The following is a 13,857-nucleotide window of genomic DNA, read 5'->3' as shown; positions in this document are numbered from 1 at the left end:
AATGAGAACACCAGTCATAATCCTGTTATTTGTAATCCTGCTTGCCGTAAGCTGCGGAGAGCCTCCCATGCCGCCGTCGGACGAGGAAATGATACGCCATTTCACCACGCATGAGGTGGCGTTCCGTAAGGTGTACGAAATCATGGCAGAGAGTTCAGAAGGTAGTTTTCACTACCCGCCGCTTTCTCCGGAAGAGGTTATTATACTTGATTCAATGGAGCAAAGCGATACATCCCATGAAACGAATGATGAACAAGACATCCCGGTATATGGACTGTTGAAGCCGGAGCGAATCCTACTCGACTCCCTGTTATCAGAGATTGGATGCGGTTTTATCCTTGTTGATCGCAGGGAATGGGGAACGGCAGATTCGGTATATGTGAGCCTCGTTATGCCGTACTACTCCCACGGCATCGTGGATGCCGGAACGTCCAAGAGTTTCGTTTACGATCCCGGATTGAGAAGCCGTCGGAATATCCGTATCACCGAACATGGCGACCTGAACGAGATCTACCGCAGGACGTACAACGACACCACGCTTTACAAGCCCATCAAGGGAAACTGGTACATCGAGTTAGACCATTCGATATAACGGCCCGGAGTCCGTATCAAAGTATGTATCACTTTTTGTCAAGAAGATACATCATAAAGCAGATAATGGCCATCGCAAGGAAAAATAACAGAACCGCAAGGAGTTCGTTAAACCTGCACTTGGCATAGTGAGACATCACTGCTTTGCCTCGCCATTTGTAAATCCTGCTGACGAGCGACATAACGGCAAATGTGACAATGCTAAAAGACACATGGCAACAATGCCGACACACCTGGAAAAAGCCGGATAGTAACAGTCATCATAGGGAATATCAAAAGAGCGAAGATATAAATCGAGAGCATCATTTCGCCATCGACCCTGCCTGTTCGTCTTGCCTGCTTCCATTTCTCCCCCATCCACCAGAGGTAGTCCCAGAGATAGAACCGTTGTCTGCCGTTATTCTTCATGCCGTTATTTATTTCATCAATGAAACGATTGTGATAATCATAGCCACAAAAAACATTACTGGCAGGAAGAAAAGGAGAAAACCTGTTGCAGGCTTGAATCTTCTATCAGCATAGTGGCTCATGACGGCTTTGCGCCTGCGGACTCCGTAAAGCTTTTCACCCCATATCACATACACCAGTGCAAGGACTAAATAGACACCCCACATACATTGCTGAAACGTATGGTAAACCCTCGCAAACGCAAGCAACGACATGACCGGAACATACAACAAAAAATTGAAATACATAAACAGCATACTCTCTCCTGTGATGCGAAGGTGGTATTCGTGCAACCGCTCTCCGACCCACCAGAGGTAATCCCAGAGATAAAACCGTTGCTTATTCTCCTGCCGTTTCATCATGCCCAATGTATAAATCCGAGGTGGAACATCAGCGCTACATTTGCCACGATCAGGGCGATAGCGATAAGAACTATTTTGGCGAGCTTCCTGCCGGGATGTTTCATCTTCCCGTAATGTTCACGGAGCGCTTCACGCCGTCCGGCTGTATAGCGTAGCTTGCAGAATAAATCGGGAAGAAAGCAGAGAGGAATCACTATGGCCAAACCAATCATCCAGCCGAAAAGGCGCAATATCGGTGGAAAACCAAGCGGTATGAGTAGGACGAAGAGCCAGCACCAAAACAGTAGCATACGTCCGTTGAGATTGGTACGCTCCCTTTCGTGCCATATCTCGGCTACATACCACATATAGTCGATGAAGCAGATCCGGTATTTGCGATTGTCCTTTTCCATACCGTTATCTCCATACAAAGAAACCAACCAATATAAGTATAATCAGAACGCTGACCAACACAATCTGAACCCTGCGGCGTGTTTCGGGTTTGCAATCATCAAAGAACCATAGCTTTCCATGAAACTGCCACTCACATGCCCATTTCCAACGGAACAGCAACCCTGCAAGCCATAGGGCAAGCAACCCGACACCAAACAGCAACCCGTATTTCGGGTGAGCCTGCAACCACTCGAAAAACGCTTCCGCCTTGCTGTTCATTGCTTCGTATATATCGGCAACTGTCATACTTATAATTAAAAGGATTCCGAACACAAAAATAATGTTTTCTGTTCACATAATCACTACTTTATGCTCCAAAACACCGGCTGTACGGTTATAAAACCAGGAAACAGCCCCCGTTAAGGTAACGGAGGTTGTTTGCGGGGTGTTTGTGTTCATTTAGTTCTGTTCCGGCAGGAGCTTGCAAAGCACCGGGTCGTTCTTGATACGTTCCAGTTCCTCGGCGACGATGCGGCCGGCCTCTGCCTTGATACGTTCGTAGTTTTCCTGCACGACCTGTTTCATGTGATCCGTCCCGTTCTCGTCCGTGAAGTCGGTAATTTGTGGTATCTTCTTGTACCGGGCCGTTTCCGCTTTCACTTTTTCGTTGTCCACGACAATCTCGCAGTGGAAAATCTTCTGCTCGATACGTTCGTCGAAATTGTCCGCCACGGCCCCGACGAACATTCCCTGCGTGAGCGTCGAGATCTTCGAGGCCGGGATCAGGCTGTCCAGCTGCGTGGATATGGATGTCGATTTGTCGCTGCGGCTCAACGTCATGCTCTGCCGCTTCTGCAATACCTTACCGAACCGTTCCGAGAGTGTCTTGGCCGTTTCACCTACGACCTGCCCGGAGAAGATGTTGCCCACCGTGTTCATCACGACGGCGGCCTCCTTGTCCCCGTAGTCCCTCTTCAACTGTGAAAAATCCTGGAAGCACAGCAGCACGGCGACCTTGTTGCTTCTGGCCGTGGCGATCAGGTTGTCGAGTCCCTTGAAGTAGATTGTCGGCAACTCGTCGATGATGATGCCCGATTTGAGCTGGCCTTTCTTATTTATGAGCTTGACAATCCGGGAATTATACAATCCCAAAGCCGCTCCGTAAATGTTTTGCCTGTCGGGATTGTTCCCCACGCAGAGTATCTTGGGATCGTCCGGGTTGTTGATGTCGAGCGTGAAATCGTCGCCCGACATGACCCAATATAGCTGGGGCGAAATCATGCGGGAAAGCGGAATTTTGGCCGATGCTATCTGGCCATAGGCTAAGCACCCAGCGCCTTGCCATTTGTTACAATGGTAGGTTTCCAAGCACTCGCCTCCGAACCGTGCATACAGGTCTCCCCGTACACGGCTCTCCACCTTATCATTCAGTCTAACTTTCCCGAATGTATTTTGTGATGACATACTGAACATACTGCTAATGTTTTACGGTTACGAGAAATCATTTTTATTTCCCAATCACTTTTACCTTTCAAGTCTTTGAGTTTGCGAACATGGTGCATTTCAAGATTATCGGTTGCACCGCAGTTTTCACATACACGTGCATTTAGTCTTGTAATTAATCCATTTCTGCCACCCGTTATAGCGACTGTGTTAGGTAATCTGTCATCCAAAGTACGGTTCGGTAATTCCTTGCGTTTGAAACCTTTGTCATAAAACTCACGTCTGACCTCATACCCTTTCTTGTTTGTGTATGGTATGGAGAATACACCGTTTTTCTTGTACTTCGCAATAATCTTCTTTTTGGAAGTAGTGTATTTTGCGGCGTATGTCTTGTACATACTATACTCCATAATGTTGTAGAAAGAGTCAATAACGGGGCTGTTGTTTGCTATCGAGTAATAGTTGTAGAACCCCATGATTTCAGAGTTATATTGACTTATAATCTCCAAATCATCAAGACATCTCATATATGAACGACCTTTTGGCTTCCAAACTTCTTTCCCGTTCTGCTCGGTAATTTTAACAGCATCATATTCAAGAAGTTTCTTTCGCATTATTTCGGTAGTCACATATAGTACTATCTTGTGGTCTAACGGCCTTGTCAAATGACCGTTCTTATCTCTGCGTGTATCATTGGATTTTCGTACAAAGACATCATAACCAAGAAATTTAGCGTGTTTTCTTGCATTGGTAATCAGAGTTTTCTCGTCAGATAGTTCCAGTTTCAATTTATCAGCCATAAATTGCTTTATGTCCTCTTTGATTTGGATACAATCTTGCTTGCTACCGATTACTCCAATTAGAAAATCATCTGCATATCTTATGTATTTCAGTCGTTTGATACTGTCATCCATTTCATCACCGGCAGGATATTTCAGTCGTTCTTTGACTGTTTCTCTAATTCTTGCAAACAATTGTTTACGTTTCGTTTCATCAACAGTGTTTCGTAGTTTTTCAACTAACTTGGCTTTACGATGTCCGAGTTGTTTTGCAATCGGATTATCCTTGCGTCTTTTCCCCTTGTTGAATTTTGTGATATACTCCTTGATATACTTATCGAATTTGTCAAGGTATATGTTCGCCAATATAGGGCTTATAATACCACCTTGCGGAGTACCACTGTATGATTTGTGGAATACCCAATCTTCAACATATCCCGCATTCAGGAATTTTCTGATAAGTCTGATAAACCTGTTATCGGAAATCCTTTCTGAAAGAATGGCTATCAATACTTCATGGTCTATGTTATCGAAGAATCCTTTAATGTCTCCCTCGATAAACCACTTTGTGCCATTGAACGACTTTTGAATGCTTGAAAGTGCAGTTTGAGGACTTCGTTGCGGTCTGAAACCATGTGAAGTGTTTTCAAAACTGCCCTCGTAGACAGCTTCCAAAATCATTCTGATAACCTCTTGCAGAAGTTTATCCATAAATGACGGAATACCCAGCGGTCTCATCTTTCCGTTTTTCTTCGGAATGTAAACTCGCTGTGAGGGTTTAGGCTGATACGTCTCGTTTTTGAGCGTATCAATCAACTGCTCAATATGGGATATACTGAAGCCGTCAACGGTTTTTCCGTCAACTCCCTTTGTCATATTGCCTTGTTTGGCATATATGCGTTGGTAGGCTATGTAGTACATCTCTTCATTAAACAGTATCCGATACAAACGTTCGAACTTGTATTCCAAGTCGGAACTATGTTGTGTTAGACTGTTTAATATTTTTTCTGGATTTCTTTTCATGTCTCTCACATTTTCCAAAATTAACATTAAACGATAATGGCTGCTTCCCTTCGCCATGTACAAGGTTTTCCCTTGCTCGGACTACTACGGAAGCTCTGTTGCCATATGGGTTGCCCCACTTAGGCAATCCCCATTTAGACATATAATAACTATTTGGCTTGATAGATTGTCGGATACGACTTTCGTCCTTTACTATTTATGTAGTTGCTCTGTGACAAGTTCTTTTGCCCAATCGACCTGCAAGGAGAAGTTGGGTGCCACAGCATAACGTCTGTAACTGTCTTCCGTTAAGGCTTAACCATCGAGCCGCTCGGACTATCGTTCAACCAGTATAGGCTTTATCCTCATATCTATCGTTTCACCTCGCCACTCGGTCAAGACTTGACAGTTAGTCCACTCGTGGCTTTGCCGACATGCTACACTCCCCATCGTCTTTCGTTGAATGGATAAGTCGGCTGGTGATAGGTTATTATTTCAAAGAACACGAACCTAATAGCTTGCCAAAGCTATATTTATTATATGCCCTTATGGGCGCACCTGGAGCTGGTCTTGAGCGCCTCCGAGCCAGGCATCCATAAAGGGGCTGAGGTAGTTTTCGAGTTCCGGGTAGGATGTCAGAATCGGGAAAATATCCTCGTACCGCTTGTTCAGGAACTCGATGGCGTGCGGGAAGGTACAATACCGCCCGTTGTCGTAGATGCGCAGGAACCAGATCACGGCCGCAAAAAGGATAATGGGGCTTTCCACAAAAAAATCGCCCTGCTTCTGCACATCGGGTAAGTCAAGGGCATTACTGCCCCCTTCTCCCCTAAGAACCGTACGTGAGAGTTTCCCCTCATACGGCTCAAGCAACTCAATATTTCTATTTGTTGTTAGAAATCGGCTCATACTTTCAACAGTTTCGTTTATTTCGCTTGTAGCAGTTGTTATGGACAAGTTGCCGTACAATTGAACCACCAACAGATATTTCATTGACGTTCCATGCTTTTGTACAATCTATCTCCTTGCCGCATAACGGACAAGTCCGCTTCTGCTTGTTCCATAAATATAAGAGTGACTTACGTCCTTTGAGAGATTCCAGCATTTGTTGCTCCTTTCGCTGAAAGAAATAATCATCGTATTCCGGGTCGAAAGGGTTTGCCTCCCCCTTGACTTGCTTGTACGGAGTATAATGTATATCCGACAACCTTTTAAGGGTCAGGTAGTTCACTTTCTTGCTTTTTGTTTCATATTTCCATGCAAACGTCCATTTACGCCCCCGAATTTCATGCCAATACTTATCTGCAACCCAAGACTTGCGTTTCTTTGGGTGGCGACGTAAAGCCCATTTCTTTGTGAGGTTGTAAATGTGATTGTCGCAACCGTGAAAAGCATTGGTTGATGCACCATATCGGTAATAGTTTCCCCAACCTGTTATCACAGGATTGAGCATTCGTATCAGCGATTCCTGCTTACACATTTTATGTCCTTTAACGATGTCACTGATTTTTGCCCTAAAGCGTTTCTGTGCATCTTTGGACGGAGATGTGTACAGCCTTTTGCCGAACTTCCTTACATTGAAACCTAAGAAATCAAATCCATCGTATATGTTCGTAATGGTAGTTTTCTCTTCGGATAAGGTAAGACCCCTTTCTTTGAGAAATTCTATCACCATTGGTTTGACCTCGTTTTCCAATAATTCCTTATCTCGACCTGTGATTATAAAGTCATCCGCATACCTGATAAGATTCACTTTGTAGTGGAATGTCTTATAGTTGATGAAACGTCTTTTGAATCTTTCAGCTAAGAGTGGTTGAAGTCCGTCAAGTGCCATATTTGCAAGTGTCGGTGATATGATACCTCCTTGTGGTGTACCCTCTTCTGTCGGGAACAGTTTACCATTGAATACAGCTCCACATTTCAGCCATTTTCTGAGTATTGTTTTATCCATAGGGATATTTTCAATAAGCCAGTCGTGACTGATGTGGTCGAAGCAACCCTTAATATCTCCCTCCAAAATCCATTCGGGGGAATGCTGGCGATTTAGAACCGTATCAATCTGACGAATTGCGTCCATTGTCCTGCGCTTCTTTCGGAAGCCGTAAGAAAAACGGTCGCCTGTCGTTTCGGCTATCGGTTCCAATGCCATGAGATATAATGCTTGCATCGCCCTGTCTTTCATGGTCGGTATTCCCAACGGTCGGAGTTTACCGTTCTTTTTCTTGATGTGAACCCTACGGAGCGGCTGTGGATGGTAGCCACGACGTCTAAGTTCACCGATTGCTTTGTACTTGCGCTTGGGAGAGTCCCAAAGCTGTTTATCTACTCCAGACGTATTCTTCCCTTTGTTGGAAGTAACCCTCTTTACTGCCAATGCCTTGGCGTAAAAAGAGTGGGTAAGCATCCACTGCAAGGTTTTCACCTTGTTATGTCTGCCTTCTTTCTGAGCCTTTACAATACGCGCTTGTAGCTTTCGGACATAGGTTTCACACTTAGACCAGTTCATACCGTCCCAAGTCAGATTCCTGCTGTCAGCAGGCGCACACGATGTTTTAATCTCGTTCATTTGCTTTCCTCCTTTTGAAAGTTCTAAAAGTTATCTTGTAAAGAGTTACCATATACGGAAGTCTGCCCACTTTCGTGTCGGATGATGTTACCCTCATTAACTCGTGATGTTGGTTCAATCCGTATCCTCCCCATTACAGGGCGGCATTCGCTTTCTCCGTTATCTCATACCTGCACCCCATTCGGCTTGCCTTGCGGTTCGCTTACTCGCATTATTACGAGAGAGATACAGGCTTGCCCTGTTCCACGCAATTGACAAACGGATAGTTTAGGTTCTGCCAAGTCCGCCGGCAGTGCTATGTCCGTGTAACCCCAACATGGGCGAGGGTTATCCGACTGCTTACCTTTTGGTGAGAGCTAAAGTATCTTGCGCTCCTTCAAACCTTACGACGGCTAAAGTCAGTTCACTTACGTTAACCATGCTATCCAGCCTCGCCACTCGACGGTATGATACTAACCGCCCTTGACGTTCCCTCACGGTTCAGTCTTGTCCTTTCGGAAAGTGTACTTTGTCCTATAAGCTTAGCACAACCCATCACTGGAGATGCACCTTATAGTAGGCTACCGCTGACGGAACAGCGGGTTAAATCTTGCAATATACATTGCTGTTTAACAATCAATTACGTGACTTTTCAGGTCACACCCAGCTTCGGTTCAGGTTGAGCATGATGGTATAGGCGCTCTCGTAGGCGTCCGAAATATCGGTCATGAAGTCCGGGTGAATGGGGTTACAGCGGTGCGAGCGGCGCGGGTCGTCGAAATTTATGACGTAGAAAGTCGGGATTTTCTTGTAACCTTTCTGATGATTCAGCAGGTGGTTGTAGGCGATTTCCGAAAGATCGGGAAACTTGTAGTCATAGATGTATTGGGTATAGCCCTTTTCGATTTGCTGTTTAATAAACTGGTTTACAACACAATAACTCTTCCCACTGCCCGGGCTTCCCATGCAGATGCAAGCCCTTTGCGGGTTTACGACGTTGGCGAACCCGTTGTTCCACTGTTTGTTATAGTAAAATTTCGTCGGCAGATTTATGGAGTACTCGTTCTCGATCAGGCGTGTTTCCTGCTGGAATGATTCGTTCTCGTTGTTGAAAGGGTCATCCATGAGATTGTTCTTCAGCAGGCGGGACATCCACACGCCGCCCATCAAGAGGCAGATATACCCGGCCGATAGGGTCAGTATGTAGAAAGCCGCGTTCGCTACCGCCGGCAGCGGCAAGTCCAGCAGCCACCAGTTGAAGAAGAACAGCACGCCTCCCGTGGCCAGCGATGCCGTGATTTTCCGCCAGGTAATTTTCTCCTCTTTTACTCCTTTTGTCCCGAGGCATGAAAGGGCGAGGAACACGACGGCGAAAAGTTTCGTCCATAGTATATTCCGGAACAGCCCCGCAGTGCGGTCGAAGTTCAGCAGAATCCTATCGACCACGCCGATATTGATTCCCCATTCCCGTATCTGCCCGTAGCAGAACCAGTAGATGTTGATAACCACGAACAAGATACTCAATGCCCGCATAAAATCCATTGTTTTTGCAAGACCCCGAAGGTCGTCTTCCTGTTGCATAACCGTAAGATTTAATAAATGAATGATAATTGAGATGTTATACTTTCCTCCGTCGTGAGGTATTCCGCTTCCGTTGCCCGTCCCGTCCGGCAGGCGCTTGTTTCGGGGACAAGCCCCTCGTGTTTTCCCCGGGATTCCGTTTTCCGCCGAAGCGCAGCTCGAAGGCGTTGGCCGAGTATGCCTTTCCCAGCCGTGATCCGTTCACGACCGTCCGTGTTTCGTGGTCAATGAACGTCACTCCCACGATGCGGCCGTTTTCGTTGCGTCGTATGTAGAGATCCACCCGGGCTCCCCGCAGGCGTTCGCGCAGTTCTTCCTCCGTGGGTTCTCCCCGAAGCGCTTTATCGACCCGGCCACGGATTTGCCTCCTCGTGTCGTCCTTCCCGAACCGTTCGGCGCTGCGCTCCATGTGCCGTTCCAGCCCGTCATACCCGACCTCTTTACCGAACAGTGAGGATTTGAGCGGCGCGGCCACTGCCTTGTCCCCGTTCTCGTCCAGCAGCGTGTAGAGCAATCCCCGGTAGGGGGTTCCGTTCCGCTCTCCCCGGACTTCCTCTATACCTATATTATATAAGGACAACAATGCCCGGAACTCGCCGAGGGTCTGGAAGCGGTATGTCGCCACGGCCGGTTTTATTACCGCTGCCACCTGGCGTTTCAGGTCGCCCCGCGTGTAATCGGCGGGGACGATCCCTTGCCCTTTCTCCCGCCTTCTCCCTTTGGCGGGATGCAGTCCGTACTCCCGTTCCAGTTCCTCGGTAACGGCCACGCTGCGTTCGTTGCGCCTGCTGTCGTTTATCTTGCGCCCGTCCTGGGCCACCTGCACCGACACGATATGGATATGCTCCCGTCCGATGTCGGTATGCTTGAATACGATATAAGGTTGTCCTCCCCAGCCCATGCGCTCCATGTAGGCCCCGGCTATCTCCGCGAGTTGCCCGTCGTCGAGGCGGTCTTCGGGAGCCGGGTTGAGCGACACGTGCACGACGGGTTTTTCCGTCCGGTAGTGCGAGGGCATCCAGCGCAGGAGGTCTTCTGCCGTCGCGGCCACGTTGAAGCGCCCATCCGCCGGCTCCCTCACGATGTGGGTCAGCAGCACCTTCCCGTCGCCCCGATCGACTTTCTCCTGGTTGTACGCCAGCGCGCCGTACACGTCTTTTCCGGTGGTGATATTGGCTACCATCGCTGTTTGAACTCTTCGGAGAGCGACACGACCTGCTGCCCGACGGCCGCCAGTTCACGTGTCGCTCTCTCCAGTTTATAGAGCAGCGCGAGTGTTTTCTTCTCGGAAAAATGCGCGTGCAGCTCCTTCACCACCTGGTTGTAATTCGTTCCCACGGCACGGAATTGGGCGTGGAAAGCGGTCAGCTTCGCCACGTATTCGAGCGTTCCCCGGTCGGTCTTTACCACCCGGAACGCCTCGTTGAACACTCTCGCTTTGATAAAAGCGGCTTTGGACAATAGCCCGGACTGCTCGTAAAGGTCGAGGAAACGGGCATGTTCCACGGCTGAAAAGTTTACCGAAAAGCGGTAAACGGCCGGGTCGTTTTTCGCGGGTCGTCCCCCTTTGCCCCCTCGGGGCTTTCTGTTCTTTTCCATCGCATCGAAATTTTAAGGAGAGGCCAGGGCCCCACCGGTTCCTGAAAATTCCGATCCCTTCGCGGCTTGCCGCCCTTCTGAAAAGCACCGACTCCGGAGGTGCTTTCTCCCCCTTGCGGGCAAGCTGTTTTCTGCTGCAAAACGAGAATCGTGCAGCAGAAAACACAGCTTGCTATTTGCCCTTTGCAAATACCTTCTGCCCGCTCGCGGACAGAACATTGAAAGAGCCGCCGTAAAACGGGGCAAGGACGGCTTCATTAGCGTCGGGATCGTTCACGAGGCAAAGATACCGACCTATTCAATCGCTTGTACTACAAGTGATTACGCCACTTGCGTCCACTTTGATGCCACACGCGGCCATAGCGGAAAAAGAGCATACAACCCGTGTTTTTAAGGGTTTACTTTGCACGTGAGAACGGATACGGGCAATGACACATCCTCCTGTCCGCACACGTGCGGACGGATGCAGAAAACACCGTGTGCAGAGGAAAAAGCGGGTCTTTGTCCGGATAAGCAAATGCGGTTGCGCATGAGTATAAAATCGGACACGCGCCCATGCACCGGCATACCGGCGTAACAGCCTGCCAGCGCACCAGCATATATGCGTGCCGGCATACCTGCATAAAATCTCATGCCGTCACTTGCCCGGATACGTGAAGAGATGAACGATTACCCGATTGTATAACTAAAAACGCATGGAACAATGAAAGAGAAAACGAAATTCGTGGCCTTCTCCACCCAGAAAGGCGGAGCGGGTAAAACCACCCTCACGGTGCTGGCAGCTTCTTACCTGCACTATGTAAAGGGTTTCAATGTCGCGGTCATCGACTGCGATTATCCCCAACACTCCATCGTGGAGATGCGGGAACGTGACCTGAAGCTTGCCCTCGAAGACGAACATTACAAGAGGTTAGCTTACGAACAATTCACCCGGCTTCAAAAGAAAGCCTATCCCGTCGTGGAAAGCAACACGAAAGAGGCGTTGGCCGATGCCGACTACCTCCTGCCGCAAGGTGATTTCGATTATGTGTTCTTCGACCTTCCCGGTACGATCAATAACGAGGATCTGATTCATTCCCTGGCCGGAATGGATTATCTCGTCGCCCCGATCAGTGCCGACCGGGTTGTCATGGAAAGCACCCTGAATTACGCGGTTGTGGTAAAAGAGCATATCATGGGCCGCGAGAAGTCCCGGATGAAAGGGCTGTATATGCTATGGAACATGGTGGACGGACGTGAAAAAACAGAGTTATATCAGGTTTACGAGGCGGTAATGAAAGAGCTGGATCTTCCTGTTCTGAAGACCTTCCTGCCTGACACCAAGCGTTTTCGTCGTGAGCAGAACGCCAGCCGTCGCTCTGTCTTCCGCTCCACGCTCTTCCCGGCAGACCGTTCTTTGATCCGGGGCAGCAACCTGGATAAACTCGTGGATGAATTGATCGAACTGTTAAAGTAGGATCTCATGAGCGGAAAAGAACATGACGACGGTTTGGACGCTTCCTTCATCATCAGCCAGGCCAAAAGCCGAAACCGGCCATTACATCCTTACACGCCGGAAAAAGAGGAGGAGGCATCGGCTCTATCGGAACCGTCCGGCGAGGCCGCCTCCTCGTCGGCTACGAAAGAGGAGGGACGCCGCCGAAGAGGGAAAGGCCAGGATTACGAGCGTCTTTTTATCCGGAACGCCCCCTCCAATACCCGAAGCGGCAAAACGGTGTATATCCGCAAGGAGTTTCACGAGCGTATAACCCGGATAGTGCAGGTTATCGGTAAGAACGAACTCTCGCTGTATAGCTACCTGGACAATGTGCTGGAGCAGCATTTCGCGACCTATCAGGAGGAAATTTCGGAACTCTACAAGAAACGGAACTCCGATATTTTTTAGTTATGAACCCAATATTTACAACCCATTAAAAACAATCCATCATGTCAGACAAAGCAATTATTTTATCTGTTATCCTGGCGGCCGTCCTTTGCGTCGCCGTGCCCTTCATCTTCCGCGTGTGCCGCTACCGGCGCAGGATGAAAACCCTTATCGTCCCCGACGGCCCTTCGGGGGAGGTCGCCGTGGGGACTGTCCCCACCCCCGAGGCCGAGTACCTGGCCCGTTACATCTGCCTGCTGCGGCTGCCTTTCGCCGGTAACAAGCACGTGAAGATACGTCCGTCGTATCACGAGCGTATCCGCGAGATCACCCGTGTCATCGGTCGTGGCGACGTGACGATCACGGCCTACGTGGACAAGGTTCTCAAGGCGCACCTGGACGATAACCGGGAAACCATCGAGCGGCTTTTCGAGGAGCGTGAGGCCGTGGCCTCCCGGCAACCCAAAGCGGAGGAGCGATGAACGGGGCGTTGTGGCTGCTGCCCCTCTTTGCCGTGGGGTATGCCTTGTGGGCGTTTTTCCGCCTGCGGCGGATGGAACGTAACGAACCGGCAGACGGGATCGTTGCCGAAGACACGCCCTGCCGGCAGGAGATCATCGGCAGGAGCCGCTTTGTCCTCGACTTGCGCCACTCCCGGCCACAAGCTGCCGTAGAATCTGAAACTGAAAAAGTTACGGAAAAAGCCGATATATTTGTGCCCACGAATGTACCCGAACACCCCCGGCAGATTCCGCCGGAAGACCTGGATGAAGTGTTCGGTGTCGCTCCCGAGGGGGAGCCTAACGAACCTCTGGAAATCGACTTTCCGCTGTACGATGAATCTTTCCCGGATGCGGACGCGGAGGAGCCGGATTATGACGAGGATGAAGACGACACCGAAGAGCTGCCCCTTTTGGGCCGCTCGCTTGCCCAGGGGGTTAGTTTTGAACAGATGGGCGAAGCCTACCGCCACGTGGTACACGATCCACCTTCAACAGACGAGCAAAGGGAGGAAACGGGACGTGTCCTCCTGGGCCTGAAACAGACCGACATGTTCGAGGTCATCGTTTCGGGCTGCCCCGACGGGAACGACAGGGTAAAATCCCTGATCGACACCTACCTCTCGGCCTTTCACCGGCGTATGTCCGAGAGGTCTGCGGAAAGCCCATCTCCGCAGGGTTCGGTTCCCACGGGTTTCGACGTCCGTGAGTTTGTTTAACCCCATAATGACATCACGATGAAAGAAAAAGACTACGGGTAGCGCGTGAGGCT

Annotated in this window: 13 protein-coding genes and 4 pseudogenes; 5 read left to right on the top strand and 12 right to left on the bottom strand. The window is 49.2% G+C overall.

Features of this window, described 5'->3' with window-relative positions:
• Position 1: 1 nt before the first annotated feature.
• On the top strand, positions 2–592 hold the full coding sequence (locus tag WKT12_RS03060) for a DUF4948 family protein (RefSeq protein WP_004295259.1): 591 nt from the start codon (positions 2–4) through the stop codon (positions 590–592).
• Between the two features lie 28 nt (positions 593–620).
• On the opposite strand, the pseudogene WKT12_RS03055 reads toward WKT12_RS03060, so the two are convergent.
• The 12 genes and pseudogenes from WKT12_RS03055 to WKT12_RS03000 form a co-directional block, all read right to left on the bottom strand.
• Positions 621–999: pseudogene (locus WKT12_RS03055) on the bottom strand (hypothetical protein).
• A gap of 8 nt (positions 1,000–1,007) precedes the next feature.
• The gene (locus tag WKT12_RS03050; protein WP_008763921.1) at positions 1,008–1,400 is read right to left on the bottom strand and encodes a hypothetical protein; all 393 of its coding nucleotides are present in this window, start codon (positions 1,398–1,400) and stop codon (positions 1,008–1,010) included.
• Positions 1,397–1,792 (bottom strand): hypothetical protein, encoded by a 396-nt coding sequence (locus WKT12_RS03045; protein ID WP_004295258.1) that lies wholly within the window; start codon positions 1,790–1,792, stop codon positions 1,397–1,399. Before WKT12_RS03045 ends, WKT12_RS03050 begins: the two co-directional genes overlap by 4 nt.
• 4 nt (positions 1,793–1,796) lie before the next feature.
• Positions 1,797–2,078 carry an Imm17 family immunity protein gene (locus WKT12_RS03040; RefSeq protein WP_004295257.1) on the bottom strand — a complete coding sequence of 94 codons (282 nt, stop codon included), beginning with the start codon at positions 2,076–2,078 and terminating at the stop codon, positions 1,797–1,799.
• 153 nt (positions 2,079–2,231) lie between these two features.
• Positions 2,232–3,092, bottom strand: a pseudogene (locus WKT12_RS03035) (TraM recognition domain-containing protein); the annotation flags it as partial.
• A gap of 107 nt (positions 3,093–3,199) precedes the next feature.
• Positions 3,200–5,017, bottom strand: coding sequence for a reverse transcriptase domain-containing protein (locus tag WKT12_RS03030; protein WP_117905097.1), 1,818 nt, complete (start codon positions 5,015–5,017; stop codon positions 3,200–3,202).
• A gap of 540 nt (positions 5,018–5,557) precedes the next feature.
• Positions 5,558–5,788: pseudogene (locus tag WKT12_RS03025) on the bottom strand (conjugal transfer protein TraG); the annotation flags it as partial.
• A 121-nt stretch (positions 5,789–5,909) separates the two neighbouring features.
• A complete protein-coding gene (gene ltrA / locus WKT12_RS03020; RefSeq protein ID WP_070612981.1) occupies positions 5,910–7,562 on the bottom strand; it encodes a group II intron reverse transcriptase/maturase in 1,653 nt (550 codons plus the stop codon).
• Positions 7,563–8,201: 639 nt separating this feature from the next.
• A pseudogene (locus WKT12_RS03015) lies at positions 8,202–9,122 on the bottom strand (YWFCY domain-containing protein); the annotation flags it as partial.
• Between the two features lie 37 nt (positions 9,123–9,159).
• Positions 9,160–10,305 carry a conjugal transfer protein MobB gene (gene mobB / locus WKT12_RS03010; RefSeq protein ID WP_004295463.1) on the bottom strand — a complete coding sequence of 382 codons (1,146 nt, stop codon included), beginning with the start codon at positions 10,303–10,305 and terminating at the stop codon, positions 9,160–9,162.
• Entirely contained in the window at positions 10,299–10,721 is a 423-nt protein-coding gene (gene mobA, locus WKT12_RS03005) for a conjugal transfer protein MobA (protein WP_004295462.1), read from the bottom strand. Before mobA ends, mobB begins: the two co-directional genes overlap by 7 nt.
• A gap of 390 nt (positions 10,722–11,111) precedes the next feature.
• Positions 11,112–11,354 carry a hypothetical protein gene (locus WKT12_RS03000; RefSeq protein WP_008620133.1) on the bottom strand — a complete coding sequence of 81 codons (243 nt, stop codon included), beginning with the start codon at positions 11,352–11,354 and terminating at the stop codon, positions 11,112–11,114.
• Positions 11,355–11,424: 70 nt separating this feature from the next.
• Here WKT12_RS03000 and WKT12_RS02995 point away from each other — a divergent pair, with 70 nt between their 5' ends.
• The 4 genes from WKT12_RS02995 to WKT12_RS02980 are packed head-to-tail and all read left to right on the top strand — an operon-like array spanning position 11,425 to position 13,804.
• Positions 11,425–12,177 carry a ParA family protein gene (locus tag WKT12_RS02995; protein ID WP_007559008.1) on the top strand — a complete coding sequence of 251 codons (753 nt, stop codon included), beginning with the start codon at positions 11,425–11,427 and terminating at the stop codon, positions 12,175–12,177.
• Between the two features lie 6 nt (positions 12,178–12,183).
• On the top strand, positions 12,184–12,606 hold the full coding sequence (locus WKT12_RS02990) for a DUF3408 domain-containing protein (protein ID WP_004295459.1): 423 nt from the start codon (positions 12,184–12,186) through the stop codon (positions 12,604–12,606).
• 41 nt (positions 12,607–12,647) lie between these two features.
• Positions 12,648–13,067, top strand: coding sequence for a DUF3408 domain-containing protein (locus tag WKT12_RS02985; RefSeq protein WP_004295458.1), 420 nt, complete (start codon positions 12,648–12,650; stop codon positions 13,065–13,067).
• Positions 13,064–13,804, top strand: a complete 741-nt coding sequence (locus WKT12_RS02980) for a hypothetical protein (RefSeq protein WP_007559012.1) — start codon at positions 13,064–13,066, stop codon at positions 13,802–13,804. The genes WKT12_RS02985 and WKT12_RS02980 overlap by 4 nt, the downstream gene beginning before the upstream one ends.
• Positions 13,805–13,857: the final 53 nt, after the last annotated feature.

This window comes from Phocaeicola sp. HCN-6420 (genome assembly GCF_037890145.1).
GTDB lineage: Bacteria > Bacteroidota > Bacteroidia > Bacteroidales > Bacteroidaceae > Phocaeicola.
Note: the sequence above shows the minus strand (reverse complement) of the source record. Positions and strands in the feature narration are given on the sequence as shown.

Excerpts from the sequence above, each read along its gene's own strand:
- WKT12_RS03040 (WP_004295257.1), bottom strand. The coding sequence starts at position 2,078 with ATGACAGTTGCCGATATATACGAAGCAATGAACAGCAAGGCGGAAGCG.
- WKT12_RS03050 (WP_008763921.1), bottom strand. The coding sequence starts at position 1,400 with ATGATGAAACGGCAGGAGAATAAGCAACGGTTTTATCTCTGGGATTAC.
- ltrA (WP_070612981.1), bottom strand. The coding sequence starts at position 7,562 with ATGAACGAGATTAAAACATCGTGTGCGCCTGCTGACAGCAGGAATCTG.
- WKT12_RS02985 (WP_004295458.1), top strand. The coding sequence starts at position 12,648 with ATGTCAGACAAAGCAATTATTTTATCTGTTATCCTGGCGGCCGTCCTT.
- WKT12_RS02995 (WP_007559008.1), top strand. The coding sequence starts at position 11,425 with ATGAAAGAGAAAACGAAATTCGTGGCCTTCTCCACCCAGAAAGGCGGA.
- WKT12_RS03045 (WP_004295258.1), bottom strand. The coding sequence starts at position 1,792 with ATGGAAAAGGACAATCGCAAATACCGGATCTGCTTCATCGACTATATG.
- WKT12_RS03030 (WP_117905097.1), bottom strand. The coding sequence starts at position 5,017 with ATGAAAAGAAATCCAGAAAAAATATTAAACAGTCTAACACAACATAGT.
- WKT12_RS03000 (WP_008620133.1), bottom strand. The coding sequence starts at position 11,354 with ATGAGATTTTATGCAGGTATGCCGGCACGCATATATGCTGGTGCGCTG.
- mobA (WP_004295462.1), bottom strand. The coding sequence starts at position 10,721 with ATGGAAAAGAACAGAAAGCCCCGAGGGGGCAAAGGGGGACGACCCGCG.
- mobB (WP_004295463.1), bottom strand. The coding sequence starts at position 10,305 with ATGGTAGCCAATATCACCACCGGAAAAGACGTGTACGGCGCGCTGGCG.
- WKT12_RS03060 (WP_004295259.1), top strand. The coding sequence starts at position 2 with ATGAGAACACCAGTCATAATCCTGTTATTTGTAATCCTGCTTGCCGTA.
- WKT12_RS02990 (WP_004295459.1), top strand. The coding sequence starts at position 12,184 with ATGAGCGGAAAAGAACATGACGACGGTTTGGACGCTTCCTTCATCATC.
- WKT12_RS02980 (WP_007559012.1), top strand. The coding sequence starts at position 13,064 with ATGAACGGGGCGTTGTGGCTGCTGCCCCTCTTTGCCGTGGGGTATGCC.